The organism is Arthrobacter sp. MDT2-16, from assembly GCF_054510925.1.
Genome location: NZ_JBTNDP010000008.1, coordinates 94,325 through 118,804 on the forward strand (window position 1 = coordinate 94,325; position 24,480 = coordinate 118,804).

21 protein-coding genes and 1 riboswitch are annotated in these 24,480 nt (G+C 70.3%); of the genes, 13 read left to right on the plus strand and 8 right to left on the minus strand.

Annotated elements, in window-relative coordinates:
* The first annotated feature begins 35 nt into the window (after positions 1–35).
* The 3 genes from mshA to ACX80N_RS14240 are packed head-to-tail and all read left to right on the plus strand — an operon-like array spanning position 36 to position 3,776.
* Positions 36–1,283: a D-inositol-3-phosphate glycosyltransferase gene (gene mshA / locus ACX80N_RS14230; protein ID WP_459339910.1), complete on the plus strand. Its 1,248-nt coding sequence runs from the start codon at positions 36–38 to the stop codon at positions 1,281–1,283.
* Between the two features lie 31 nt (positions 1,284–1,314).
* Complete coding sequence (locus ACX80N_RS14235; protein WP_459339911.1) at positions 1,315–2,085, plus strand: phosphatase; 771 nt, start codon at positions 1,315–1,317, stop codon at positions 2,083–2,085.
* Positions 2,086–2,111: 26 nt separating this feature from the next.
* Positions 2,112–3,776 carry a formate--tetrahydrofolate ligase gene (locus ACX80N_RS14240; RefSeq protein ID WP_459339912.1) on the plus strand — a complete coding sequence of 555 codons (1,665 nt, stop codon included), beginning with the start codon at positions 2,112–2,114 and terminating at the stop codon, positions 3,774–3,776.
* Here ACX80N_RS14240 and ACX80N_RS14245 read toward each other — a convergent pair.
* The gene (locus ACX80N_RS14245) at positions 3,773–4,267 is read right to left on the minus strand and encodes a DUF2306 domain-containing protein (protein WP_459339913.1); all 495 of its coding nucleotides are present in this window, start codon (positions 4,265–4,267) and stop codon (positions 3,773–3,775) included. The two genes, ACX80N_RS14240 and ACX80N_RS14245, sit on opposite strands and share 4 nt — an antisense overlap.
* 89 nt (positions 4,268–4,356) lie before the next feature.
* Here ACX80N_RS14245 and ACX80N_RS14250 point away from each other — a divergent pair, with 89 nt between their 5' ends.
* Entirely contained in the window at positions 4,357–5,010 is a 654-nt protein-coding gene (locus ACX80N_RS14250; RefSeq protein WP_459339914.1) for a MerR family transcriptional regulator, read from the plus strand.
* Between the two features lie 26 nt (positions 5,011–5,036).
* On the opposite strand, the gene ACX80N_RS14255 is transcribed toward ACX80N_RS14250, so the two are convergent.
* The gene (locus ACX80N_RS14255) at positions 5,037–6,122 is read right to left on the minus strand and encodes an inositol-3-phosphate synthase (RefSeq protein WP_105032207.1); all 1,086 of its coding nucleotides are present in this window, start codon (positions 6,120–6,122) and stop codon (positions 5,037–5,039) included.
* A gap of 189 nt (positions 6,123–6,311) precedes the next feature.
* On the opposite strand from ACX80N_RS14255, the gene ACX80N_RS14260 reads away from it, so the two are divergent.
* From ACX80N_RS14260 to ACX80N_RS14270, 3 genes are read left to right on the plus strand one after another with little or no spacing between them, the layout of a single operon-like run.
* Entirely contained in the window at positions 6,312–7,889 is a 1,578-nt protein-coding gene (locus ACX80N_RS14260) for a glycosyltransferase family 87 protein (RefSeq protein WP_459339915.1), read from the plus strand.
* Entirely contained in the window at positions 7,886–9,055 is a 1,170-nt protein-coding gene (locus tag ACX80N_RS14265) for a lipid II:glycine glycyltransferase FemX (protein WP_459339916.1), read from the plus strand. The genes ACX80N_RS14260 and ACX80N_RS14265 overlap by 4 nt, the downstream gene beginning before the upstream one ends.
* A 42-nt stretch (positions 9,056–9,097) precedes the next feature.
* Complete coding sequence (locus ACX80N_RS14270; RefSeq protein WP_459339917.1) at positions 9,098–10,537, plus strand: phytoene desaturase family protein; 1,440 nt, start codon at positions 9,098–9,100, stop codon at positions 10,535–10,537.
* 62 nt (positions 10,538–10,599) lie between these two features.
* On the opposite strand, the gene ACX80N_RS14275 is transcribed toward ACX80N_RS14270, so the two are convergent.
* Complete coding sequence (locus ACX80N_RS14275; RefSeq protein WP_459339918.1) at positions 10,600–11,160, minus strand: TetR family transcriptional regulator; 561 nt, start codon at positions 11,158–11,160, stop codon at positions 10,600–10,602.
* An 87-nt stretch (positions 11,161–11,247) separates the two neighbouring features.
* Here ACX80N_RS14275 and ACX80N_RS14280 point away from each other — a divergent pair, with 87 nt between their 5' ends.
* Positions 11,248–12,729: an MFS transporter gene (locus ACX80N_RS14280; protein ID WP_459339919.1), complete on the plus strand. Its 1,482-nt coding sequence runs from the start codon at positions 11,248–11,250 to the stop codon at positions 12,727–12,729.
* Positions 12,730–12,734: 5 nt separating this feature from the next.
* On the opposite strand, the gene ACX80N_RS14285 is transcribed toward ACX80N_RS14280, so the two are convergent.
* Together ACX80N_RS14285 and ACX80N_RS14290 are read right to left on the minus strand one after the other, a co-directional pair.
* The gene (locus tag ACX80N_RS14285; RefSeq protein ID WP_105032202.1) at positions 12,735–13,130 is read right to left on the minus strand and encodes a DUF7793 family protein; all 396 of its coding nucleotides are present in this window, start codon (positions 13,128–13,130) and stop codon (positions 12,735–12,737) included.
* A gap of 67 nt (positions 13,131–13,197) precedes the next feature.
* Positions 13,198–13,983, minus strand: a complete 786-nt coding sequence (locus ACX80N_RS14290; RefSeq protein ID WP_105032201.1) for a class I SAM-dependent methyltransferase — start codon at positions 13,981–13,983, stop codon at positions 13,198–13,200.
* Positions 13,984–14,188: 205 nt separating this feature from the next.
* Between ACX80N_RS14290 and ACX80N_RS14295 the strand changes: the two genes are divergently transcribed.
* Complete coding sequence (locus ACX80N_RS14295; protein WP_459339920.1) at positions 14,189–14,989, plus strand: response regulator transcription factor; 801 nt, start codon at positions 14,189–14,191, stop codon at positions 14,987–14,989.
* Here the strand turns inward: ACX80N_RS14295 and ACX80N_RS14300 are convergent.
* The gene (locus ACX80N_RS14300) at positions 14,959–16,041 is read right to left on the minus strand and encodes a signal peptidase I (RefSeq protein WP_459339921.1); all 1,083 of its coding nucleotides are present in this window, start codon (positions 16,039–16,041) and stop codon (positions 14,959–14,961) included. The two genes, ACX80N_RS14295 and ACX80N_RS14300, sit on opposite strands and share 31 nt — an antisense overlap.
* A 207-nt stretch (positions 16,042–16,248) precedes the next feature.
* Positions 16,249–17,280: an LLM class flavin-dependent oxidoreductase gene (locus ACX80N_RS14305; RefSeq protein ID WP_105032199.1), complete on the minus strand. Its 1,032-nt coding sequence runs from the start codon at positions 17,278–17,280 to the stop codon at positions 16,249–16,251.
* A 77-nt stretch (positions 17,281–17,357) separates the two neighbouring features.
* Here ACX80N_RS14305 and ACX80N_RS14310 point away from each other — a divergent pair, with 77 nt between their 5' ends.
* Positions 17,358–17,516, plus strand: a complete 159-nt coding sequence (locus tag ACX80N_RS14310) for a hypothetical protein (RefSeq protein ID WP_459339922.1) — start codon at positions 17,358–17,360, stop codon at positions 17,514–17,516.
* A gap of 22 nt (positions 17,517–17,538) precedes the next feature.
* On the opposite strand, the gene ACX80N_RS14315 is transcribed toward ACX80N_RS14310, so the two are convergent.
* Entirely contained in the window at positions 17,539–18,579 is a 1,041-nt protein-coding gene (locus ACX80N_RS14315) for an SGNH/GDSL hydrolase family protein (protein WP_459339923.1), read from the minus strand.
* Between the two features lie 218 nt (positions 18,580–18,797).
* Positions 18,798–18,900, plus strand: a riboswitch (glycine riboswitch).
* Between the two features lie 153 nt (positions 18,901–19,053).
* Here ACX80N_RS14315 and gcvP point away from each other — a divergent pair.
* Genes gcvP through ACX80N_RS14330 form a run of 3 tightly spaced genes read left to right on the plus strand, consistent with a single transcriptional unit; the run spans position 19,054 to position 24,429 of the window.
* A complete protein-coding gene (gene gcvP, locus ACX80N_RS14320; RefSeq protein ID WP_459339924.1) occupies positions 19,054–21,921 on the plus strand; it encodes an aminomethyl-transferring glycine dehydrogenase in 2,868 nt (955 codons plus the stop codon).
* Positions 21,922–21,928: 7 nt separating this feature from the next.
* The gene (gene gcvT, locus ACX80N_RS14325; RefSeq protein ID WP_459339925.1) at positions 21,929–23,062 is read left to right on the plus strand and encodes a glycine cleavage system aminomethyltransferase GcvT; all 1,134 of its coding nucleotides are present in this window, start codon (positions 21,929–21,931) and stop codon (positions 23,060–23,062) included.
* On the plus strand, positions 23,059–24,429 hold the full coding sequence (locus ACX80N_RS14330) for an L-serine ammonia-lyase (RefSeq protein WP_459339926.1): 1,371 nt from the start codon (positions 23,059–23,061) through the stop codon (positions 24,427–24,429). The genes gcvT and ACX80N_RS14330 overlap by 4 nt, the downstream gene beginning before the upstream one ends.
* Positions 24,430–24,480 lie beyond the last annotated feature (51 nt).

A 24,480-nucleotide genomic window follows, 5' to 3' on the forward strand; every position in this document is an offset into this window, starting at 1 on the left:
CCGGCCCTGTCCCAACCGGTCGGAGAGGAGAGGATGTGTCCGGCGTCAGGCGCGTAGCCATGCTGTCCCTGCACACCTCGCCCTTCGACCAGCCCGGGGCGGGCGACGCCGGTGGGATGAACGTCTACGTCAGGAGTACGGCGCTCGAACTGGCGGGAGTGGGGATCGACGTCGAGATCTTCACCCGGGACGCGGGAGAGGGCCGGCCCCGCCGGGAAGCCCTCGCCGACGGCGTGCTGGTCCACCACCTCGAGGCCGGGCCGCGTCGGCGCATCCCGAAGGAGACCCTGCCCGATCTCACGGAGACGCTGGCCGACGCGATCACCGACGTCGCCGACCTCCTGGCCGACGGTCACTTCGACGTACTGCACTCCCACTACTGGGTGTCGGGCACCGTGGGTCTCACCCTCAGCCGTGAGATGAACCTCCCGCTCGTCCACTCGATGCACACCATGGCGAAGGTCAAGAATCGGCACATGAGGGCCATGACCTCGCCGGAGCCCGCGGACAGGGTCGCGGGCGAACTGGACATCGTCGCCGGGGCGGCACGCCTGATCGCCAACACCACCACCGAAGCCTCCGAGCTGGTCTCGCTGTACGGCGCGTCACCGGACCGGATCGACGTCGTGGCGCCCGGCGTGGATCTGTCGACCTTCCACCCCGGTGACCGCGCCGCCGCCCGCGCCGCCCTCGCGTTCCCCGAGGACCAGTTCCACGTGCTGTTCGCCGGCAGGATCCAGAAGCTCAAGGGTCCCCAGGTCCTCGTTGCGGCGGCCGCCGAGCTGCGCCGTCGCAGGCCGGACATCCCGCTCGCCGTGAGCATCCTCGGCTCGGGCAGCGGATCCGAGGCGCTCGCACTCCAGCCCGCCATCGACCGGGCGGGCCTCACCGGCGCCGTCCGGCTCTACCCGCCGGTCACGGCGGCTCACCTGGCGCAGTGGTTCAGGGCCGCCGACGCCGTGGTCATGCCGTCCTTCAGCGAGTCCTTCGGGCTGGTGGCACTCGAGGCGCAGGCCTGCGGCACTCCCGTGGTCGCGGCGAACGTCGGCGGCCTCCCGCAGGCCATCAGTGATGGACGCAGCGGACTCCTCGTGGACGGCCACTCCGCGGGCTCCTGGGCGGACGCCCTCGAACGGCTGTACGACGACGTGCACCTCCGGGCAGCGCTCGGACGGGGGGCGGCGACCCATGCGCTCGCCTTCGGCTGGCAGCGCACGGCCCTACTCACCGCACAGACGTACCGCACCGCCGTCGACCGCTTTCCCACCGCCGCCGCGCGCTGAGGGCCCCCGCCGTCGCCCCTACGATGGAAGGGTGAATACCGCCGAGCTTGCCGACTACCTCGATTCCGTGAAGATCACCGGCGAGGTCGCCACGACCCGGCAGGACAACCTGAAGCACATGCGCCTGTTCCTCGAGGGCAACGAGCACCTGGGGTTCGGTGTGGAACTGACGCGGGAATGGTCGTTCGACGACGTCTTCGACCTCATGCACGAGCGCGTGGGCACGAGCCCCGACCGGAGCCACACCGAGGGGCAGGACACCATCGACGCGATGAAGTGCGTCGCCGCCCTCGACCGTCTCGCCGACCGCCTCGGAGCCTCGGCGCGCCGGGGTGAGCGCATCCTCTTCGCCACCGGGCACCCCGCGGGCCTGCTGCCCGTCCACGCAGCGCTCGCCCGCGCGGTCGCCGCTGCGGGCGCCGTCGTGGTGCAGGTCCCCGAGGGACGGCACTTCGGGGCAGGGGACATCCGGCAGGTGTTCGGTGTCCTCGTCTGGCACCAGCACGGCGGGCTGATGCACACCCACTTCCCCGAACCCATGCGCCTGAGCCTCGAGACCCTCACCGCGAACGGTGCGGCGATGCCGGACCTCGTGGTGGCTGATCACGGGTGGGCCGGACAGGCCGCCAGCTCTGGTATCCCCACGCTCGGGTTCGCCGACTGCAATGATCCCGGACTGTTCGTCTCCGAGGCGCAGGGCCAGGTGGAGGTGGCCGTCCCCCTCGACGACAACGTGACCCCCGGACTGTACGCCCCGCTCATCGCCTACGTCCTCGAACGTGCTGGACTGCCGGCGGCCTGACTGGTGTCCGCTGATAGGTTGGCCGCATGAGCGATCTTGAGATTGCCCGCGCCGCCGCGGTCAGACCCATCGAGGACATAGCCGCTGCTGCAGGGATCCCCCGGGATTCTCTCGAGTTCCACGGCCGCTTCAAGGCGAAGATCGACCCCGGACTCCTGCCGTCCGGCACCACTCCGGGTCGGGTGGTCCTGGTCACCGCCATGAGTCCCACACCCGCCGGCGAGGGGAAGTCCACCTGCACCGTCGGGCTCGCGGACTCTCTCGCCCGTGCCGGGAAGCGCGTGATGATCGCCCTCCGGGAGCCGTCGCTCGGTCCGGTCCTGGGCATGAAGGGTGGCGCGACCGGTGGTGGCTACTCTCAGGTGCTGCCCATGGACGAGATCAACCTGCACTTCACCGGTGACTTCCACGCCATCACCTCGGCGAACAACGCCCTCGCCGCCCTGATCGACAACCACATCCACCAGGGCAACGAACTCGGGATCGACCCGCGCCGGATCACCTTCAAACGGGTCCTGGACGTCAATGACAGGGCGCTGCGCGAGGTGGTGATCGGCCTCGGGGGTCCGGCCCAGGGAACACCCCGTCAGGACGGCTTCGACATCACCGTGGCATCCGAGATCATGGCGGTCTTCTGCCTGGCCACGGACCTCGGGGACCTCAAGCAGCGGCTCGGCGACATCACGTTCGGTTACACCTTCGACCGCAGGCCGTTGACTGTCCGCGACCTGCAGGTCGAGGGGGCCCTGGCCCTGCTGCTCCGGGACGCCCTCAAACCGAACCTCGTGCAGACCATCGCCGGGACGCCGGCCCTCGTCCATGGCGGCCCCTTCGCGAACATCGCCCACGGCTGCAACTCCGTCATCGCCACGCAGACGGCCCGGCGCCTCGCGGACATCGTGGTGACCGAGGCGGGCTTCGGCGCCGACCTCGGAGCGGAGAAGTTCATGGACATCAAGGCACGTACCGCGGACGTGGCACCGGACGCCGTCGTCGTCGTCGCGACCATCCGTGCCCTCAAGATGCACGGAGGCGTCGCGAAGACCGACCTGGCGCGAGCCGATCTGGACGCGCTCCGCGACGGCACCCCCAACCTGCTGCGCCATGTGCGCAACATCGAGAAGTTCGGCATCTCGCCCGTCGTCGCGATCAACCGGTTCGGCACCGACACACCGGAGGAGCTCGACTGGCTGATGGCATGGTGCGCGGACGAGGGCGTCGACGCAGCCGTCGCCGATGTCTGGGGTCAGGGAGGCGGCGGTCCCGGCGGCGACGACCTCGCCGCGAAGGTCCTCGCAGCCCTCGAGCGGCCCGTCGACTTCACGCACCTCTACCCTCTGGGTCTCCGCGTCGAGGACAAGATCCGGACCATCGTGCAGGAGATCTACGGGGCCGACGGCGTCGACTTCTCCGTGCCGGCGCTGAAGCGGCTGCAGGAGATCGAAGCGAACGGGTGGGCGGACCTGCCTGTGTGCATGGCGAAGACGCAGTATTCCTTCTCCGACGACGCGAGCCTGCTCGGCGCCCCCAAGGGCTTCACCGTGCACGTCCGGGACCTCATCCCCAAGACCGGGGCCGGCTTCATCGTGGCCCTCACGGGGTCCGTGATGACCATGCCGGGGCTGCCCAAGGAGCCGGCCGCACTCCGGATGGACGTCGACGGCGAGGGCAACGCCGTCGGGCTGACCTAGGGCACACCCACCCCCGCGCCCAGCTCGCGGGACCCGACGGGGCGGCGTCGCGGCCGGACCGTGAGGTAGAGGGCCGTGACGCCGGCGGCCACGAGGGCCGCGGTGAGCCACGCCGTGCCCGGATCGTCGGCGAGCAGCCTCGGGATGGAACGGGAGGGGACCGTCGCCGCGAAGAGGAAGGCGATGAGCAGTCCCAGGTAGCTGCCCGCCATGTTCATGGCATGGGCACGGATGTCGCGTCGCACCGCTGCCATGATCCCGAGGCTGACCGTGACGATGGTGAGCAGGGACAGCCCGTGGAGCCAGCTGTAGTGGCCGTCGGTCACGATCCAGAAGCTGCTGCCGCAGACGTAGTACATGGACGCCGCCCAGGTGTAGCCGAGGAGGTGGTGGGCCCGGTCGCGCCGGCGCCGCAGGATGTTGATCGGACCCACCAGGAGCGCGTACAGAGCGGCGACCACATGGGTCGCGAGGAGCGGGTTCCAGTCCATGCCAATAGGATAGTTCGACTATCCTATGTTGGGTATCCGGATAGTACGGGCCGGGTCACCTATCCGACGGCAAGAGGGAGGAGAGGCCGGTGCGACTGGCGCAACTGAGCGAGGAGTCGGGTACCAGCTCCGCGAGCATCAAGTTCTACCTGCGCACCGGGCTCCTGCAGCCCGGCGTCGCGATCAATCCGACGAGGGCCGACTACGGGGACGGGCATGTACGCAGGCTGCGCCTGATCCACGGGTTGCGGTCCACCGTGGGACTGGGCCTGGAGGACGTCCGTCGCATCGTCGAGGCCTCGGCGGGCGTCGAGACCTCCCGGTCCCGGAGGCTGGCCCTGCTCGCCACGGTGCAGTCGGTGGTCCTCCGGCTCGACGGCGATGCCGATGCAGCCTCGCCCGCGGGCGATGCGCTGGTGCAGGCTCTAGCGTGGCCGGACGAGGGGAGCGAGGCACGTTCCGCGGTGAACCGGCACCTCGCGGTCATGGACGCCGCCGGCGTCGGGGTGGACGCCGACGTCCTGGAGGCCTACGGCCGCGCGGCGGACGCGATCGCCGCCGCCCAGCTGGCCGCGACGGACCTGCGGGACACCGTGGAGGACTTCATCCTCACGGCGGCTATCGGCATGCACCTGCACAACCAGCTGATCCTGAAGATCGTCGCGCTCGCCCAGGCCAGCCAGTCCATCAGGCGCTACGGTACCGGGACAGCCCCGGACGCGACGGGGCCGGGACGGCCGTAGCGCGTCCCGGCCCGGCACCGGTCGTCCTAGCGGTCGATCTCGCCGCGGATGAAGGCTTCGACCTTCTCGTGGGCGACGTCGTCCGCGTACTGTTCCGGCGGGGACTTCATGAAGTAGCTCGACGCCGAGAGGATCGGGCCGCCGATACCGCGGTCCAGGGCGATCTTCGCGGCCCGGATCGCGTCGATGATGACGCCGGCGGAGTTCGGGGAGTCCCAGACCTCGAGCTTGTACTCCAGCGAGACGGGGGCGTCGCCGAAGTTGCGGCCCTCGAGGCGGACGAACGCCCACTTGCGGTCGTCGAGCCAGGCCACGTAGTCCGAGGGTCCGATGTGCACGTCGTCGGCGCGCAGCTCGGCCTTGACGTTGGAGGTCACGGCCTGGGTCTTGGAGATCTTCTTCGACTCCAGGCGGTCGCGCTCGAGCATGTTCTTGAAGTCCATGTTGCCGCCGACGTTGAGCTGGTAGGTGCGGTCGAGGGTGACGCCGCGGTCCTCGAACAGCTTCGCCATCACGCGGTGGGTGATGGTCGCACCGATCTGGCTCTTGATGTCGTCGCCCACGATGGGCACACCGGCCTCGGTGAACTTGTCAGCCCACTCCTTGGTACCGGCGATGAACACCGGCAGGGCGTTCACGAAAGCGACGCCGGCATCGATCGCGCACTGCGCGTAGTACTTCGCCGCGTGCTCGGACCCGACCGGGAGGTAGCACACCAGGACGTCGGCCCTGGAGTCCTTGAGCTGCGCGACGATGTCCACGGGCTCCTCGTCCGACTCCACGATGGTCTCGCGGTAGTACTTGCCCAGGCCGTCCAGGGTGTGGCCGCGCTGGACGATCACTCCGGTGGGCGGGACGTCGGCGATCTTGATCGTGTTGTTCTCGCTGGCCCCGATGGCCTCGGCGAGGTCGTGGCCCACCTTCTTGCCGTCGACGTCGAACGCCGCCACGAACTGGACGTCCCCCACGTGGTACTTCCCGAACTCGACGTGCATGAGGCCGGGAATGGTCCCCGATGCGTCAGCATCCCGGTAGTAGTGCACACCCTGCACCAGGGACGCGGCACAGTTGCCGACTCCAATGATTGCCACGCGAATGGGGTTCTGTCCCACAGTTCTCCTCGAAAGCCCGATGAATATGCCCCGGCCGTCGTCGCCCCGGCGCGGTCGGCAGGAATTGCCAGTCTACGTTCCGTTATCAACCCCTTTTTCTCCGTGCCCATTCCCGGGACCCGGCGCAATGCCGCGCCGGGCGCTCCGGAATGGCCCCCAGCAGGGGCACCGGACCATTACGCTCGGGGAATGAGGCCGGGTACGGGAGCGCGCGGACCGTACCGCATCGGTATCCCGAGCCGGGCCGATGCCGCGCTGCGGCCACTGGTGGAGGGGACCGGCGGGCCGCTGGGCAGGCACGCGGATCCGGGGCGCGTGGCACCTCTCTGGTTCACCGTGGAGCGCGTGCTCGTCCTGCTCACCGTTGCGTCGGCCGTCCTCGCCGTGATCGCCAAGAACCCGTGCCGCACCGCGGGGTGGGCCTCACCCGACTACTTCTACCGGGCGTGCTATTCGGACTGGACCGAACTCTTCCAGAGCCGGGGCCTCGGCGAAGGCGTCCGTCCGTTCATCACTCCCGGCGCACTGTTCGAGTACCCCGTCCTCCTCGGCCTTCTCGCCTCCGGTACGGCGTTCCTCGTGGATCTCGCTGCCGGTGGCGCCGACCCCGGGTCGAAGTCGCTGCTCTACTTCGATGTGAACGCGGTGCTCCTCAGCGCCGTCTGGATCCTGACCGTGCTGGCGACGCTCCGTCTCGCCGCCCGACGCCCGTGGGACGCCGCCATCGTGGCCACCGCGCCGGTCATCATCCTGTCCGGGACCATCAACTGGGACCTGTGGGCCGTGCTGCTCGCGACGGCCGGGATGCTCGCCTTCGCACGCAACCATCCGGTCCTCGCGGGCGTCCTGTGGGGACTCGGCGCGGCAGTGAAGCTGTACCCGGTCCTGCTGCTCGGCGCCGTGCTGGTCCTGGCGCTGCGGACGGGACGGTATCGGCCGTGCGTGGCGGCGTTCGCCGGTGCGGCCGCCGCGTGGCTGGCCGTGAACGTGCCTTTCATGCTGCGGGACTTCCGAAGCTGGAGCTACTTCCTCACGTTCTCCGAGACGCGCGACGCCGGGTTCTCCTCCGGGTGGTACGTGTACAACGCGCTGGCCCGCCAGACCGGCGGCGCTGTGCTGCCACCCACGGCGATCAACGCCGGAGCCGCCCTCCTCTTCCTCCTCGCCTGCGCCGGTATCGCGGTCCTCGCGCTCCGTGCGCCACGGCGCCCCCGCCTGGCCCAGCTCGCGCTGCTGATCGTCGGTGCGTTCATCCTGTGCAACAAGGTCTATTCACCGCAGTACGCCCTCTGGCTCGTACCCCTGATCGCGCTCGCCGTGCCCCGCTGGCGCGTGGTGTTCGTCTGGCAACTCGTCCAGATCCTCCACTGGGCGGCCGTCTGGCTCTATCTGGGCGGCCAGACCAGCGGCGGAGCGCCGGAGCACAATCTGGGACTCGGCACGTATGCCTGCGCAGTCATCGCCCATATTCTTGCTACTGCATACATCATGGTGGTCGTGGTGGCAGAAGTCCTCGTCCCCGAGCGGGACGTGGTGCGGCGGATCGGCATCGACGATCCGCACGCCGGGCCGTTCGACCGCGCACCCGACCGCGCACCCGACCGCGCACCCGACAGGGTGTCCCGGCGGTCCGCGGTGCGGCTGCCGGCCGGCCCCCCGGACAGGGCCGCGGCCCGCCCGGCTCCGATAGGGTTGCAGGACGGCGTGGGCGCCCAGCCTCGCCAGGACCACCTCCCGGGACCACTACCAGCGGAAGATCATCTGTGAGCGCAGCACCCCTGACCTACACCACCGTCGACCCGAGCGGGTTCGAGGCGCTCGCGGCCGCGCACCCCGAGGTGGTGATCCCCATCGAGCAGACCCCCGCCTGGGTCGACTTCGAGCGGGCGCTCGGGCGCACGCCGCTGGGCATCTGGGCGTACAGGGATGCGGGCGGATCGCTCGTGGCCACCGCGAGCTATGTGCACGTGGCCCGCCGGTCCAGGGAATCCGTGGTGGTGGTCAATGGTCCGGTCTGGTTCGCCGAGCGCACTCCGGCGGCCGAACGCCTGCTCATGGAGACCGTCCGCCGGCAGTTCCGGGACCACCCCTCCGTGGACCCGCTCTACGTGAGGATGCAGGTGGCCACGCCGCAGCCACCCGCGACCGGCCCCATCGAGCACGGATGGTACGAGCGGGAGATCGTGGTGGACCTGACGCCGTCCGAGGCGGATCTGCTCAAGAGCTTCCGTCCCAATGCACGCAACAGCATCCGGCGTGCGCAACGCAACGGCGTCGAGGTCAGACACATTCCCAGGGAGGAATGGAGGATCGTCTTCGCGGAACAGCTGTTCCCGATCATGCAGGAGACCGCGGAACGGGACGGGTTCCGGTCCTTCGACTCGGCGTACTACGAGACGCTGCTGACCGTCCTGGGTGACCACCTGCGCCTGCTCGTGGCCTACCGCGACGGCGTGGCGCTGAGCTGGCTCATGACCACGGAGTACCGCGGGTACTCCGTCTACTACTTCGCCGGCAGCACGCACGAGGCCCGTTCGACGTTCGCGCCCTACCTGCTGCTCTGGGAGGCGTTCAGGGTGCTGAAGGCTGCCGGCAATACGGCATGCGGACTCACGGGCATCGTCAGCGAGAACTACCCCGGCCTGGCGAACGTCACCACCTTCAAGCGGAACTTCTCGAAGAACGTGGTGGTGGTCCCCACCACCTACGACATCCCCCTCAACCCGGCACGGTATGCCGTCGTCGCCGCATTGCTCGCCGCCCGCCGGACGGCTCCGGCGACGGCGCGTGCAACGGCGCAGGCGGTCGGGCGGCGCGCTCCCGGACTCGTGCGGCACGCCGCCGGGGTCGTGCGGCGCTCCGGGCGGAGGGTCGGCGGGGTCACCGCGCCCGCGGCCCCTGCCGCAGCCACCGCGACCACCGAGCAGACGTAGCGCCCGGCGGGGACGGACCCCGGCGGGCAGGAGAGGAGATCCATGCCAGATGTCGTGGTTGTCGGAGCGGGCCCCAACGGGCTCGCTGCCGCCGTCGTCATGGCCCGCGCCGGACTGTCGGTCCGGGTCCACGAGTCCGCGCCGACGCTGGGAGGCGGGTCGCGGTCCATCCAGCTCATGGAGGAGGGGCACCTCCACGACTTCTGCTCCGCAGTCCATCCGATGGCCCTCGCCTCACCGTTCTTCCGGGCCTTCGAACTGAGTCGGCGCATCGGCTTCGCCGTCCCCGAGGTCTCCTTCGCGCACCCGCTGGACGGCGGGCGGGCCGGGGTCGCCCACCGCAGCCTAGAGAGGACGGTGGAGGGACTCGGCGTGGACGGCGACGCCTACCGCCGCCTGCTGCAGCCGCTCACGGAGCGGGAGCAGGGCATCCTGGCCTTCACACTCAACTCCGTGCTGCGGATCCCTTCGCGGCCGGAGGCGGCGCTGCGCTTCGGCCTCGCGGTCCTCGATCAGGGACTGCCCACCTGGAACCGCCGCTTCAGCACCGATGAGGCCCGCGCGCTCGTCACCGGCGTCATGGCGCACCCCGTGGGGACGCTGCCCGCCCTCACCGGCGCCGGCGCAGGCCTGGTGCTGAACCTGCTCGCGCACACCGTGGGCTGGCCCATCCCGGTGGGCGGCTCGCAGTCGATCGCGGACGCCCTGGCGCTGGACCTCCTCGAGCACGGCGGCGACGTGGTGACGGACAGCAGGATCGAGACCCTGGCCGAGGTGTCGGACGCGCGCGTCGTGCTCCTCGACGTCGCCCCGAAGACCTTCCAGGCGATGTCCCGCGGACGACTCCCCGCCGTCTACGACGCCGCGCTGTCGGCCTTCACCTACGGCAACGCGGCGTGCAAGGTGGACTTCATCCTGTCCGGCCCGGTGCCGTGGACGCACCCGGACCTGCATAGGGCGGGGACGGCGCACCTCGGGGGGACGCGGGAGGAGATCGCCGCCGGCGAGAAGCAGGTCAGGCAGGGCACGCATCCGGACAGCCCGTACGTCCTCGTGTCCCAGCCGTCCTCCTTCGACCCGACCCGGGCCCCCGAGGGCAGGCACACGCTGTGGACGTACTGCCATGTCCCGCGCGGTTCCACCCAGGACATGGCCGGGGCGATCACGGCGCAGATCGAGCGGTTCGCGCCCGGCTTCCGGGACGTCGTCGTGCGCAGCCATACGACGACGGCGAGCGACCTCGAGGTGTACAACGCCAACTACGTGGGCGGCGACTTCAGCAGCGGTGCCGTGAACCTGCGTCAGATCGTCGCGCGGCCCGTCCCGTCCCTGCAGCCCTGGGCCACGCCGATCAAGGGCGTCTACCTCTGCTCCCAGTCCACGCCGCCGGGACCGGGCGTCCATGGCATGGCGGGCCTGAACGCGGCCCGGCTGGCCCTCAAGCGGGAGTTCGGGCTGCCGGTGCCGCCGCTGGGTCTCTGAGCGGCCTCGACGGCGGATGATGTCGGGAGTCCCTATGCGCCCTCGGGCATCCGGACGGGAGGTCAGCTCCTCGGCCGGATGATCCGCCGGGCGGCCTCCACCGCGGAGGCCCGATGGGCGGCCAGGGGCGTCCCTGACGCATTCGCATGGGCCACCAGCGGAGCCTGCACCCACGCCTGGGCGACCCCGAACAGGAGAGGGAGGAGTTCCTCGGGCGCCCAGGACGGGTCGACGTGCCCGTGGTCCTGCGCCTCCCGCAGCGCCGCCAGCTTGCGGTCCGGGTGGGATCCTCCCGGGAGGTCGTACTCCATGCCCTCGAGCCGCGCCCAGGTCAGCATCCGCAGAATCTCCGGGTACTCGTGTGCGTGGTCGAAGGCGGCCCCCACGAACCCCGGCACATCGGCCGGATCGAGCGCCACCGCCTCATGGAACCGGGCAGCACCCGCGTCCAGCACGGCCTGGAACAGGGCGGACTTGTCGGCGAAGTGCGCGTAGAGGCGCTCCTTGCTGGCAGCGGCTGCCTTCGCGATGCGGTCGATCCGGGCGCCGGCGAGGCCGAAGGCGGCGAACTCGACCCTGGCAGCCAGCAGGATGCGGGTCCGTACGTCCGTCGTCGCTTGCATCCCTTCACTATACCCAAACGAACTAGTTCGTTTGACTGAGGGCCGAGGGCGCACCTACTCTCGATCGAGACCACTACGAGGAGATCCATGTCCGTCCCCACTCCGGGTTCATCCGGTACGTCCACCATCGACGCCGCCAGGAAAGCCCCCGCCAACCGCTGGCTCGTGCTGGCCATCGTCGCGCTCGCCCAGCTCATGGTCGTCCTCGACGGCACCATCGTGAACATCGCCCTTCCGCAGGCACAGGCGGAGCTCGGCATGTCCGACAGCGATCGCAGCTGGGTGGTCACGCTCTACGCCCTGACCTTCGGGGCGCTCCTGCTCCTCGGCGGCCGGATCGCCGATTTCTGGGGCAGGAAGCGGTCCTTCATCGTCGGCATGGCCGGTTTCGCCCTCGCGTCGGCCATCGGCGGAATAGCCACCTCGGGTGAGACGCTCCTGCTGGCCCGCGGACTCCAGGGCGTCTTCGCCGCGCTGCTGGCCCCCGCTGCGCTGGCCATCCTCTCCGTGACCTTCCCCGGCGGCAAGGACCGCGTACGGGCGTTCGCGGTCTACGGCACCATCGCCGGCGGCGGAGCCGCTGTGGGCCTCCTGCTCGGCGGTGTCCTCACCGAATACTTCAGCTGGCACTGGTGCCTGCTCGTGAACGTACCTATCGCCGTCGTCGCCATCGCCCTCGGCCTGCCCGTGCTCCGCGAGAGCCGCGCCGAGGGGAGCACACGCTACGACGTACCGGGTGCGGTCCTCGTGAGTCTCGGTCTCGCCTCCGTGGTCTACGGGTTCTCCCGCGCCGAGGCCGGCTGGGTCCGGGCCGACACGCTCGGGTTCCTCGCCCTCGGCGTCGTGCTGCTGGCCCTCTTCATCCTCGTCGAGTCCCGCTCGCAGCATCCGCTGCTGCCACTGCGTATCATCACGGACCGGGCACGGGCGGGCGCCTACCTGACCTCGATCGCCGTCGGCGCCGCGCTCCTCGGCGCACTGCTCTACCTGACGCTGTATCTGCAGATCGTCCTGGGCATGAGTCCGCTGGTCTCGGGACTCGCATCTCTGCCCATGACCGTGGCCATCATCGTCTGCGCCGGGGTGGTCTCGCGGCTCCTGCCGACGGTCGGGGCGCGCATCCTCATGACGGTAGGACCGCTGGTCGCTGCCGCCGGGTTGCTGCTGCTCAGCCGCATCACGGTCGGCGGCTCCTACGCGCTGGAGGTGCTTCCCGCGCAGATCCTCCTGGGCGTGGGACTCGCGCTCATCTTCGTCCCGCTCCAGAACGTCGCACTGCTCGGGATCGCCCCCCGCGATTCGGGCGTCGCCAGCGCTGCCGTCACCGCGACGCAGCAGATCGGCGGATCGATCGGCACGGCCGTGTTCACCGCGCTGTACACGGTGGGTGCCGGAACCGGCACGGCCGAGGGTGCCGCCGGCGGGCTGCAGGCCCTCGTGGACGGCTACTCCGTGGTGTTCCTGGCCGCCGCCGTGGTGCTGGCCCTTGCATCGCCCGTCTGCTGGTTCATGATCAGGGTCGCACGTGACGAGTTCACGGTGTCCGACGAGGCCGTGCACCTGGGCTAGGCGCCTCAGGCGCTCGCGGGCTGCTCGTGGGCGCCGCTCTGCAGCCACGCGACGGCCATGTGCCGCGAGGTGAAGAACCGGGTGGGGCAGGGTGGCGAGTTCACGCCGAGGAAGAAGTTGGCGATCATCCGGTCCACGGGCGAGGACCCGAGCAGGGCGATCCGCGACGCGGCGCACGGGGTGGCGAAGACCGCCCGGGCATCACGGGTGACCGTCCGCGTGGTCTCCATGTCGACGAGCATGGGATGCCCGTCCGCCTCGGCGAGATCGTTGACCGCGACCATGGCCGCCTGGGCGTCGTCCGCCGTGATGGTGCAGTCCTTCTCCCACTCGAGGTGCAGGATCCCGTTGGGGAGCAGGGCGAGCGTGGCCTTGCCTCCCTCGATCGGCTGTGCGGGCATGGCCTGTCTCCTCACGACGCTGAGGCTTCCGGGCCGGACGGCCCCGAGTTCCCGGTGAGACCAAGGATCAGCGAGCGCCCATCATAGCGAAGTACCCGGGGATCCTGGTGCTGGACCGGCCACCCATCGGAACGGCCTCGATGGTCACCGCACCGTCCGCGAGGACGCTCCACACGCCGTCGGGGAACGCCGCCCGACGCTCCGCCGATCCGAAGTGGCCGGGCACCGGGATGCCGCCGATGGCTCTCCGGAGCGGGGCCGGGATGCTCCCCGGCTTCGCGCCGAGACTCTGCATGTAGGACAGCGGATTGCCACGGTAGTTCGTCTCGGTCAGCAGCACCCGGCCCCGGCTGCCCACGATGTGCCGGAGGTTCTCGCCGAGGTGTTCCCGCTGGCGTGGTTTCAGAACGTGGAAGACTCCCCGTACGAAGACGTTCGCGTCGCCGTGCTCCTCCTGCAGCAGTCTGCCGGTACCCGGGGCCGTCAGGTCCATCACCCGGAAGGCGACGGCGGAGTGGTCCCGCGATTCGTGCGCGGCACGCTCCACGGCGCTGTCGGCGACGTCGACACCGAGCGCCGAGGGAAAATGCCCTGCGAGCCACCGGGTCCATCGTCCGTTGCCGCAGCCGACGTCGATGACCGGGAGGCTGCCGTCCATGTGGCTTCGGATGGCGTGCGTGTACTGCTCCGCCTCGGGGCCGATGTCCGCGTCCCAGAGCACCTCACCCCGGGTGCCGGTGGTGCGCACGCGGCTCCAGTAGCCCTCCCATGCCTCGGCCGGGTCGCGGGGCGCCCGCACGGCGAGGCGTGCCACTTCCGGCACCATCCGGAGCTGGTCGACGATTCTGAGCATAGGAAGAGGGTACCGACGGGCATGGCGTTCCCGATCCACCCGAGTGTTCCTGCAGGATCGAGGTGTCGCGGGCCGACGATCGCACCCGTTCGTCGGACGCTCGGGAAGCCCGCCCGCGCGGAACGGATAGCGGACCGGCTGGAGAAACGCCAGGCCGGAGCCGATCTGCCCGGTGGTCGTGCCGACATCTGGCAGTGTGTTACCCATGACCTCCGACCCTCAAGCGCGAGTCGCACTCATCATCGAAGACGACGCCGATGTGCGGCAACTGTTGGTGATGACCCTGGGAATGAGCGGATTCACCACCATCGAGGCCGAGAACGGCCGTCAGGGCGTGGCGCTCGTGCGAGAGCGCCACCCCGATCTGGTGACCCTCGACCTGAACCTGCCGGACATCGACGGGGTGGAGGTGTGCCGCCAGATCCGACCGCTGACCGACGCGTACGTCATCATGATCACGGCGCGACAGGACGAGATCGACCGCCTGATCGGCCTCGAGATCGGGGCCGACGACTTCATCGTCAAACCGTTCAGCCCCCGCGAGGTGGGCGCCCGCGTGAACGCCATGTTCCGCCGGCCGAGGAGCACTGTCCGCAACGTGGCGCAGCCCCTGCCCGGCGCGGAGGCGGCGGAGGAGTCGCAGTCCGCGGCGGGGGTGATCACCGCACCGCCTGCCGCCCCCGAGCAGACCGAGAACCTGCTGATCCACGGGCCCCTCGCCATCGATCCCGAGGGCCGCATCGCGATGCTCGACGGCATCGAGCTCCCGCTCACGCGGATCGAGTTCGATCTCCTGGCCACGCTCGTCTCCGGACCGCGTCGCGTGTGGCAGCGGGAGACCCTGCTGTCGCGCATCTGGGGTGAGGGCTGGGTCAACGATCAGCACCTCGTGGAGGTGCACATCCGGAACCTGCGGAAGAAGCTGGGAGAGGACACCAAGGCACCGCGATTCATCCGGACCGTCCGCGGGGTCGGTTATCGGATGATGCCGCCCAGCGCGGCCTGAAATTCCACCCCGAGGCCCTGCAGCTGCGTGATGAGCGCGGCGGCGTCGCCCGGCTCGTCCACCCGGTCCAGCGCAGCGGATGCCGCCTCCTCGAGGCGGCGGGCCCCTACCATCGAGGCACTCACGTTGAGGCTGAGCAGTGCGACGACGACGGCGTCGGTGTCGCGGTCTGCGAAGGCGTCCTCGACGGCGCCGATGCGCTGCGGGAGCATGTCGACGAACATCCCCGCGAACTGGAGGGCCCCGGCCTGGCTGGACAGTTCCACCCCGAGGTTCTCGAGGATCGCCCGGTCGAGCGCGGGAAGCTGGGACATCAGGGCCTTGTCGGTCGCGGGTCGGTGGGTGTGGAGGCTGATCGGGGCGTTCGCCGGGACGGCGGCGTCATCGGTCGGGTCGTCGGCGTCGTCCTTCGGACGTGACCAGATCATGAGGAGCAGGGAGCCCACGAGGACCGCCGGGATGCCGTAGACCAGGACGTGACTGACGGCAGGGGTGCGCAGCGCGCGGATCACGTTGCCGACCTCGGGGATGACGGCCGTGGCCTCGTAGACGGAGTCGCCGTCCAGCGTCGCGAGCCAGGGATCCACGGACTCGTTGGCGTCGCCCTTGGTGCGGACCGCCGTGCTGCCGTCGGCTCCCCGGACGACCTCGATCACGCGGTGGGTCTCCACGCGGTGGTCCTCGACGGGGATGTGGTAGCTGATGACGTCGCCCACGGCGACCTCGCCGACGGGCTGGAGAGTGGTGACGACGACGTCGCCCGGCATGATGTCGGGCGCCATGCTCCCGGTCAGCATCGTCGCGGTCTGGTAGCCGAAGAAGCGCGGGCCGATGGCGAAGAACAGGACGGCGACCACGGCGACGACCATGAGCAGGGTGCCGAGGAGGCTCGCGAGGCGCTGGAGGGGGGACGGACGCTCCACGGTCGCCACCGGTGCCCCGATCACGGCGGCCGGTTGTGCGGGTGCAGGTGTGATGGCGGGAGCGGCGTGGCGCGAGTGCCGGCGGGTCCGCGCCTCGGGGGTGATGGACGGAAGGTCGATCGTCGTCACGCCTGCTCCTCTGATGTGCCACTGATTCCTGGTGAAGCTGCCCGCCGGTTCCGGTGGACGGACCGGAACCGGCGGGAAGACGGATGGAGTGCTGGACTCCTGGGAACCACTCTGGTCGACGCCACTCAAACGCGGCGGGGTCCAAGGGCGAAAGAACACCGAAGAAAGACCGAAGCCGGGGCGTTCTGGCGGTCCGCCCCGGCGTTCCTAGGCGAGCATCTCCCTCACCATGGGGATGACCTTCGTGCCGTACAGCTCGATGCTGTGCATGAGCTTCTCGTGCGGCAGGGGCCCGGCGCTGTACTTCATGTCGAAGCGGTCGATCCCGAGCGTCCGCGCCGTCGACGCGATCTTCTTCGCGACGGTCTCCGGCGAGCCGACGTAGAGCGAGCCGAAGTCGGCCTCCTGGTCGAACTCCGCGCGCGTCGTCGGACCCCACCCGCGCTCGCGGCCGATGCGGTCGCGCATGATGCGGTTGTCCGGCCACAGCTCCTCGCGGGCCTGCTCGTCGGAGTCGGCGACGTACCCGGGGGAGTGGACGCCGATCGGCAGGGTGGGCCGGCCGAGCTGGTTGAGCGCACGGTGGTACAGGTCCACATAGGGCGCGAAGCGCGCGGGGTCCCCGCCGATGATCGCGAGCATCAGCGGCATCCCGTAACGGGCGGCCCGCACCACGGACTCCGGGCTTCCGCCGACGCCGATCCACGTCCTGAGGTGCCCGCCCTCGGTCTTGGGGTACACCTCGTGGTTCTCGAGCGGAGGGCGCGTGCTGCCGGACCAGGTGACCGGTCCCTCCTTGATCAGCTCGGAGAAGAGGTCGAGCTTCTCCTCGAAGAGCCGCTCGTAGTCGGAGAGGTCGTAGCCGAACAGGGGGAAGGACTCGGTGAAGGAGCCGCGGCCGAGGATGACCTCGGCACGGCCGTCGGACGCCGCGTCGAGGGTGGCGAAGCGCTGGTAGACGCGCACGGGATCGTCGGAGCTGAGTACGGTGACGGCCGAACCGAGCCGGATGCGTTTCGTCTGCCCGGCGATGGCGGCCAGCACGGTCTCGGGTGCGGAGACGGCGAAGTCGTCGCGGTGGTGCTCGCCGATACCGATGAAGTCGACGCCGACCTCGTCGGCGAGGACGGCCTCGGCGATGACGTTGCGGATGACCTGCGGATAGGGGAGCGCCCGGCCGTCCTCGCCGCGCGTGACGTCCCCGAAGGTATCGAGACCGAGTTCCAGTTCGCGTGCCATGACAGTACTCCCCGTGCTTGGTGATCGGGCCCGCCCTGGACCCGCTGGTAGAACGGGCGCGGCATCACGGATATTCCATGCAAACGTATGTACGCGTGATGGGCGGGCGGGTCGCACGGTGCCCGCTGGACCGGGACGGGGCGTGGCACGTGGCGCCGCACCACGAGGCGTCGCAGGACCTGATCATCCAGGCCGCCGGGAACGGTTCGAGCACGCACGTCACGAACCGGGCCTGACCGGCCGGGCCTGGCGGCCGGTCTACCGGCGACCGAGCTGGCGTGCCTCCGCCGCGCGGTCGGCCCGGTCGATGCTGGCGGGATCGAGGAGGTCGACGCCGGCGCGTGCCGCGGCCGCCCTGGCCGCCGGGCTCTTCAGGTCCGGCAGGACGAACTCCTCCGGCCGGATCCGGGAATCCTCGGCGGCGTGTACGCCCTGCTGCCGTGCGAGGGCCGGAGCCGACAGCTCGGCGGCCTGCAGCGTCTGCTGGGTGACGCCCACAGGGGTTCCCGTGAGCGACGGGCCCATCAGGGGGACGTACCCCGAGGCGTGTCCCGCCCGGTTCGGGTGGTACGAGTCCGAGACGGGGTTGGAGAGCCCGTTCACCCACTCGGATGCATCGCACACCGCATGGCCGGTGAAGGCCGCCGTCGGGTTGCGGAAGGCGAAGCCCGCCGCCGCGGCGGCTGCCGCCGTCGTCCTGTTCAGCAGGTCCGCCGTGGCGTTCAGGCGGGACTCCTCCGCGGGCGAGAACCAGGTGGCGGCGTTGCAGTCCTCGCCGTTGAAGATCCGCGGGTAGCCCGCGATCGTCACCGATGCGTATGGCGCCCGTGCGCGGATCTGCCGGTACAGCGAGGAGAGACTGCCTGGCAGCTGGTTCGTGATGACGGCCTGCGCCCTGTCGATCGACGCCGTGCAGTTGCTCATCCAGGCGGGTTGCGCGCATTCGGTCAGGACGTCCACGAAGGCGGCGTCGTTCCCGCCCACGCTGAGGGTGACGTACGACGTGGCCGGGCCGAGGGCGCCGAGCTGGGTCGCGACGACGTCGGGGACCGTGGCGCCGGAGCATGCACGGAAGTTCAGGGCGTAGCCCCTGGCGCTCGCGATGAGCGAGGGGTAGGCGTACACCGAGCGCTGGCAGGACGAGCCGTCCGCGAGGTAGGCGCGCGTGCCCGTGCCGGAGGAGTAGGAATCACCGAGCGCCACATACGAGGCCCCCGCCGCGGTGGCCGGCGGGGCGGACAGGAGGGCGGCGGCGAGCAGGACGACGACGGCGGCGGCCGAGCGGAAGCGGGGGATCATCGGTGATACTCCTGGTGCCGGAAGTGCGGGTGTTCTCACGCTAGCTGCGGCAGGCCGCGAGCGGGAGGGCTCCGCCCGCCTTTGTGCACAACCCCTTCCACGGCGCCCCGGCCTCGGGTACTGTTCCGTCGGCGCCGGGGGTGTCTTTGCCTCGTGTCCGGCCCGCGCGGTAAGCTGTGGGGCGGCTCACAGCCGCACGACCCAACTGAATACGCCATCGATCTGCAGCGGGAGAGTTCTGCCGTTGACCACACACCGGCAGGCGCCGTAGGAGCAAATCCTCCCCAGGAATCTCTCAGGCCGAAGTACCGCTGCGGATAGGCAACTCTGGAAAGCAGCCCGGACGCGGTTCGGTGCTCACCGACGGTGCAAGCAGGCGCGGAGTCCTGCGGAAACTCTCAGGTCCCACACAGAGCGGGGAGGAACTCGACCAGGCCCGCGCGCCCGCGCTCCCATCTGACGTACGGAGTTCCCATGACCGCTACACCCGACACGGCTTCCGGCACCGCCGCGACCTTCGCCGACCGCCACATCGGCCCACGCACCGCCGATGCCGGGAAGATGCTCGAGGTCCTCGGGTACCCGAGCCTCGAGAAGCTCGTGGACCTGGCCGTGCCCGCCAGCATTCGCCTGGATCGCGCACTCAGCCTGCCGGCGGCCCTCAGCGAGACCGAGGTCCTGGCGCAGCTGCGCCGGATCGCCGGCCGTAACCGGACCGCCGTGCAGATGATCGGCCAGGGCTACTTCGACACGGTCACCCCACCGGTCATCCGCCGCAACGTCCTCGAGTCGCCCGCTTGGTACACGGCGTACACGCCCTACCAGCCCGAGATCTCCCAGGGCCGCCTCGAGGCCCTCCTGAACTTCCAGACCATGGTGCAGGACCTCACCGCCCTCGACATCGCCAACGCCTCGCTGCTCGACGAGGCCTCCGCCGTCACCGAGGCCGTGCTGCTCATGCGCCGCTCCGGCAAGAACAAGGGCCGCACCGTCATCGACGCCGACGCCCTCCCGCAGACCGTCGCCGTCGTCCGCGGCCGCGCCGAGGCCCTCGGGTTCGAGGTCGAGATCGCCGACCTCTCCGCCGGCCTGCCCGACGGCGACATCAACGGCGTCGTCCTGCAGCAGCCCGGCGCCTCGGGTGCCCTGCGGAACCACGCCTCCGTTATCGCCGCGGCCAAGGAGCGGGGCGCGCTCGTCACGGTCGCCGCCGACCTCCTGGCCCTCACGCTCATCACCGCGCCCGGCGAGCAGGGCGCGGACATCGCCGTCGGCTCCGCGCAGCGCTTTGGCGTGCCCCTCTTCTTCGGCGGCCCGCACGCCGCCTACATGGCGGTGCGCAAGGGTCTCGAGCGCATGCTGCCCGGACGCCTCGTGGGCGTGTCGAAGGACGCCGACGGTGCTCCCGCCTACCGCCTGGCCCTCCAGACCCGCGAGCAGCACATCCGCCGCGAGAAGGCCACGAGCAACATCTGCACCGCGCAGGCGCTGCTGGCGATCGTCGCGTCCATGTACGCCGTGTACCACGGCCCGGAGGGGCTCACGGCGATCGCCCGCACCACCCACCAGCGCGCCGTCGCGCTCGCCGCGGCTCTCGAGGGGACAGGCGCGGCCGTCGTGCACGAGGCGTTCTTCGACACCCTCCTGGTCCGCGTGCCCGGCAAGGCCGCCGAGTACGCGGACGCCGCCGAGGCCGAGGGCTACAACCTGCGCCGCGTGGACGCCGACCACCTCGGCATCTCCTGCGACGAGACGACCACGCCGGAGCACGTCGCGGCCATCGCCGCTGTCTTCGGTGCAACAGCCGAGGGGACCGCCCGCGGGGAGCGCCTTCCGGAGGACCTGCGCCGCACCTCTTCCTTCATGACCCACCCCGTGTTCTCGCGGCACCGCTCCGAGACGGCGATGCTCCGGTACCTGCGCAGGCTCTCGGACAAGGACCTCGCCCTGGACCGCACCATGATCCCGCTGGGCTCGTGCACCATGAAGCTCAACGCGACGGTGGAGATGGAGTCCATCTCCTGGCCCGAGTTCGCCTCCATCCACCCCTTCGCGCCCGAGAGCCAGACCGAGGGCTGGCGTGAGCTGATCACCGACCTCGAGGACCGCCTCGCGGAGATCACGGGCTACGCCCGCGTGTCCCTGCAGCCGAACGCCGGGTCTCAGGGCGAACTGGCGGGCCTCCTGGCCATCCGCGGCTACCACCGTTCGCGCGGCGACGAGAACCGCACGGTCTGCCTCATCCCGTCCTCGGCGCACGGCACCAACGCCGCGTCCGCCGTGCTGGCCGGGATGAAGGTCGTGGTGGTCGGCACCGCCCGGAACGGCAACATCGACCACGACGACCTGCTCGCCAAGATCGAGCAGCACGCCGACAACCTCTCGGCCATCATGATCACCTACCCCTCCACGCACGGCGTGTTCGAGGAGGACGTGCGGTGGGTCTGCGAGAAGGTGCACGACGCCGGCGGCCAGGTGTACATCGACGGCGCCAACCTCAACGCGCTCGTGGGCCTCGCCCAGCCGGGGGCCTTCGGCGGTGACGTGTCCCACCTGAACCTGCACAAAACGTTCTGCATCCCACACGGCGGCGGCGGACCCGGCGTGGGGCCCGTGGCCGTCGCCGCACACCTCGCACCGTTCCTGCCGGGCGACGCCAACCGCGACATCGTCACGGACGGCGGACCGGACGCCGCGGGCGGGACGCCCGTCTCGGGTTCGATGTACGGTTCGGCCGGCGTCCTGCCGATCTCCTGGGCGTACGTGGCCCTCATGGGCTCCGAGGGGCTCACGAGCGCGACGGCCCACGCCCTCCTCGCAGCGAACTACGTGGCCGCACGCCTGACCGAGCACTTCCCCGTGCTCTACACCGGTGTGCAGGGCCTCGTAGCGCACGAGTGCATCCTCGACCTGCGCCCCCTGACCGCCGCCACCGGCGTGACCGCCGAGGACGTCGCCAAGCGCCTGATCGACTACGGCTTCCACGCCCCCACGCTGTCGTTCCCCGTCGCGGGGACCCTCATGGTGGAGCCGACGGAATCCGAGGACCTCGCCGAGCTGGACCGCTTCGTTGACGCGATGATCTCCATCAAGGGCGAGATCGACCGCGTGGCCGCCGGGGAGTTCGGCATCGAGGAGAGCCCGCTGCGCCAGGCGCCCCACACCGCGCAGGTCCTCATCGGGGACGAGTGGACGCAGGCCTACCCGCGCGAGCTCGCCGCCTACCCCCTGCGATCGCTGCGCCATGACAAGTACTTCCCGCCGGTGCGGAGGATCGACGGCGCCCACGGCGACCGCAACCTCGTGTGCTCCTGCCCGCCCATCGAAGCCTTCGAAGACTAGGAACCCCTTGAGCGAGCAGAGCAGACACACGGCCCTCCACACACAGCACGAGGCGCACGGCGCATCGTTCACCGACTTCGGCGGGTGGCAGATGCCGCTGAAGTACCGCAGCGAACTCGAGGAACACCACACCGTCCGGAAGGCGGCGGGGCTCTTCGACCTGTCCCACATGGGCGAGGTGCTCGTCACCGGTCCCGAGGCGGGCGAGTTCCTCAACTACGCCCTGGTCAGCAATCTTGCGGTCATCGCCGTCGGGAAGGCGAAGTACTCGCTGATCTGCACACCCGAGGGAGGCGTGATCGACGACCTCATCACGTACCGTCTCGCCGAGGACTCCTTCCTGGTGGTGCCCAACGCCTCCAACGCGGGCGTCGTCGCGGAGGAACTGCGCGTACGGGCCAAGGGCTTCGACGTGGCCGTCGAGGACCAGTCCGAGGCCACGGCCCTGATCGCCGTGCAGGGCCCCACGGCCGAGGCGGTGCTCCTGGACCTCGCGCGGCCCGAGGACGCGGACACGATCCGGGGCCTGAAATACTACGCCGCCGTGGAGCTCGAGCTCGCCGGCCTGCCCGTCCTGCTGGCGCGCACCGGGTACACCGGGGAGGACGGCTTCGAGATCTTCATCGGCAGCGGCTTCGCCGTACGCCTCTGGGACGAGGCACTGCGGGCGGGGAGTGCCCACGGGCTGCTGCCCTGCGGCCTCGCGGCTCGCGACTCCCTGCGGCTGGAGGCCGGCATGCCCCTCTACGGGCACGAGCTCGGCCTCGGGACCAACCCCTTCGAGGCGGGTCTCGGACCCGTGGTGAGTACCAAGAAGGCCGACGACTTCGTGGGACGTTCGGTCCTCGAGCCGCTCAAGGCCGTTGAGCCCGCGCGACGCCTCGTGGGCCTGCGCGCCATGGGCCGCCGGTCGGCGCGCGCCGGGTACGACGTCGTCGTCGACGGCACGCGGGTGGGGTCGGTGACCTCCGGCCTGCCGAGCCCGACCCTCGGCTATCCGGTGGCCCTGGCCTACGTGGCGTCGGAGTACTCCGATCCCGGTACGCAGGTGCAGGTGGACCTGCGCGGCCGCCCGGAGCCCTTCACCGTGATCGCCACCCCGTTCTACAGGCGCGAGAAGCCCGCCGGTAGCGCGCAGTGACGATCAGCGCCTTCGACCTCTTCAAGATCGGCATCGGCCCTTCCAGCTCGCACACCGGCGGACCGATGACCGCCGCGTACCTGTTCACCGAGCTGCTCCGTGCCGAGGGGATGCTGCCCGACGTGCAGCGTGTGCAGGTGGACCTCTTCGGGTCGCTCGGGGTCACCGGGCACGGTCACGGGACCGTGAAGGCGGTTCTGCTCGGACTCGAGGGGGACCAGCCGCACCTCGTGGATCCGACGTCCGCCGACGCCCGAGTGGCCTGCATCGGCGAGTGCCGGTCATTGAATCTGGCCGCCGGGTACCGGATCTCCTTCGACCCCGAGACCGACGTGGTGCTGCACCGCAGACAGCGCCTCGACTACCACACCAACGGTATGCGATTCTCGGCATATTCTGCACAGGGCATTATGCGGGTGAGGGAATACTTCTCGGTCGGTGGTGGGTTCGTTCTCGACGAGGACCAGATCGGTACGGAGACGGCCGATTTCGCCCCCCTGCCGGCGTCCCACCCCTTCGACACCGCGGACCAGTTGCTGGACATCTGCCGGTCCACGGGCTGGTCCTTCTCCGACGTCGTCCTCGCCAACGAGCGGGCCTGGCGGCCGGAGGCCGAGGTGCGGGCCGGCCTGCTGGAGATCTGGGCCGTCATGCAGGACACCATCCGGCGTGGTACCACCACCGGCGGCATCCTGCCGGGCGGCCTGAGCGTACGCCGCCGCGCCGAGCGGCAGCGCCAACTGCTCGAGAAGGCCGACGACCCCTCCGACCGGCTCGGCACCATGGAATGGGTCACGCTGTTCGCCCTCGCGGTCAACGAGGAGAACGCCGCGGGCGGCCGCGTGGTCACCGCGCCCACCAACGGTGCCGCCGGGATCATCCCGGCGGTCCTGAAGTACTACGTGGACTTCGTGCCGGGAGCGGACGACGACGGCGTGGTGCGCTTCCTGCTCGCCGCCACGGCCATCGGATCACTGTTCAAGAAGAACGCCTCGATCTCCGGGGCCGAGGTGGGCTGCCAGGGAGAGGTGGGTTCGGCATGCGCCATGGCCGCCGGCGCGCTGGCCGAGGTCCTCGGCGGGACGCCCGAGCAGGTGGAGAACGCCGCCGAGATCGGGATCGAGCACAACCTCGGGCTGACGTGCGATCCCGTGGGCGGACTCGTGCAGATCCCCTGCATCGAGCGGAACGCCGTCGGGGCCATGAAGGCCATCACCGCAGCGCGCATGGCCGTGCGCGGCGACGGGCAGCACCACGTGTCCCTCGACGTGGCGATCAAGACCATGCGTGATACGGGTGCGGACATGATGGACAAGTACAAGGAGACCGCACGCGGCGGGCTGGCGCTTAACGTCGTGGAGTGCTGACCTGAGCACGGCCGGGCTGCCCGTCCGCATCGAGGTGGTTCCCGGGGACGG

Bases quoted from the DNA above. Each gene is read 5' to 3' on its own strand.
- ACX80N_RS14240 (WP_459339912.1), top strand. From the start codon at position 2,112: ATGAGCGATCTTGAGATTGCCCGCGCCGCCGCGGTCAGACCCATCGAG.
- ACX80N_RS14245 (WP_459339913.1), bottom strand. From the start codon at position 4,267: ATGGACTGGAACCCGCTCCTCGCGACCCATGTGGTCGCCGCTCTGTAC.
- ACX80N_RS14260 (WP_459339915.1), top strand. From the start codon at position 6,312: ATGAGGCCGGGTACGGGAGCGCGCGGACCGTACCGCATCGGTATCCCG.
- ACX80N_RS14270 (WP_459339917.1), top strand. From the start codon at position 9,098: ATGCCAGATGTCGTGGTTGTCGGAGCGGGCCCCAACGGGCTCGCTGCC.
- ACX80N_RS14275 (WP_459339918.1), bottom strand. From the start codon at position 11,160: ATGCAAGCGACGACGGACGTACGGACCCGCATCCTGCTGGCTGCCAGG.
- ACX80N_RS14280 (WP_459339919.1), top strand. From the start codon at position 11,248: ATGTCCGTCCCCACTCCGGGTTCATCCGGTACGTCCACCATCGACGCC.
- ACX80N_RS14285 (WP_105032202.1), bottom strand. From the start codon at position 13,130: ATGCCCGCACAGCCGATCGAGGGAGGCAAGGCCACGCTCGCCCTGCTC.
- ACX80N_RS14290 (WP_105032201.1), bottom strand. From the start codon at position 13,983: ATGCTCAGAATCGTCGACCAGCTCCGGATGGTGCCGGAAGTGGCACGC.
- ACX80N_RS14295 (WP_459339920.1), top strand. From the start codon at position 14,189: ATGACCTCCGACCCTCAAGCGCGAGTCGCACTCATCATCGAAGACGAC.
- ACX80N_RS14305 (WP_105032199.1), bottom strand. From the start codon at position 17,280: ATGGCACGCGAACTGGAACTCGGTCTCGATACCTTCGGGGACGTCACG.
- ACX80N_RS14310 (WP_459339922.1), top strand. From the start codon at position 17,358: ATGCAAACGTATGTACGCGTGATGGGCGGGCGGGTCGCACGGTGCCCG.
- ACX80N_RS14315 (WP_459339923.1), bottom strand. From the start codon at position 18,579: ATGATCCCCCGCTTCCGCTCGGCCGCCGCCGTCGTCGTCCTGCTCGCC.
- gcvP (WP_459339924.1), top strand. From the start codon at position 19,054: ATGACCGCTACACCCGACACGGCTTCCGGCACCGCCGCGACCTTCGCC.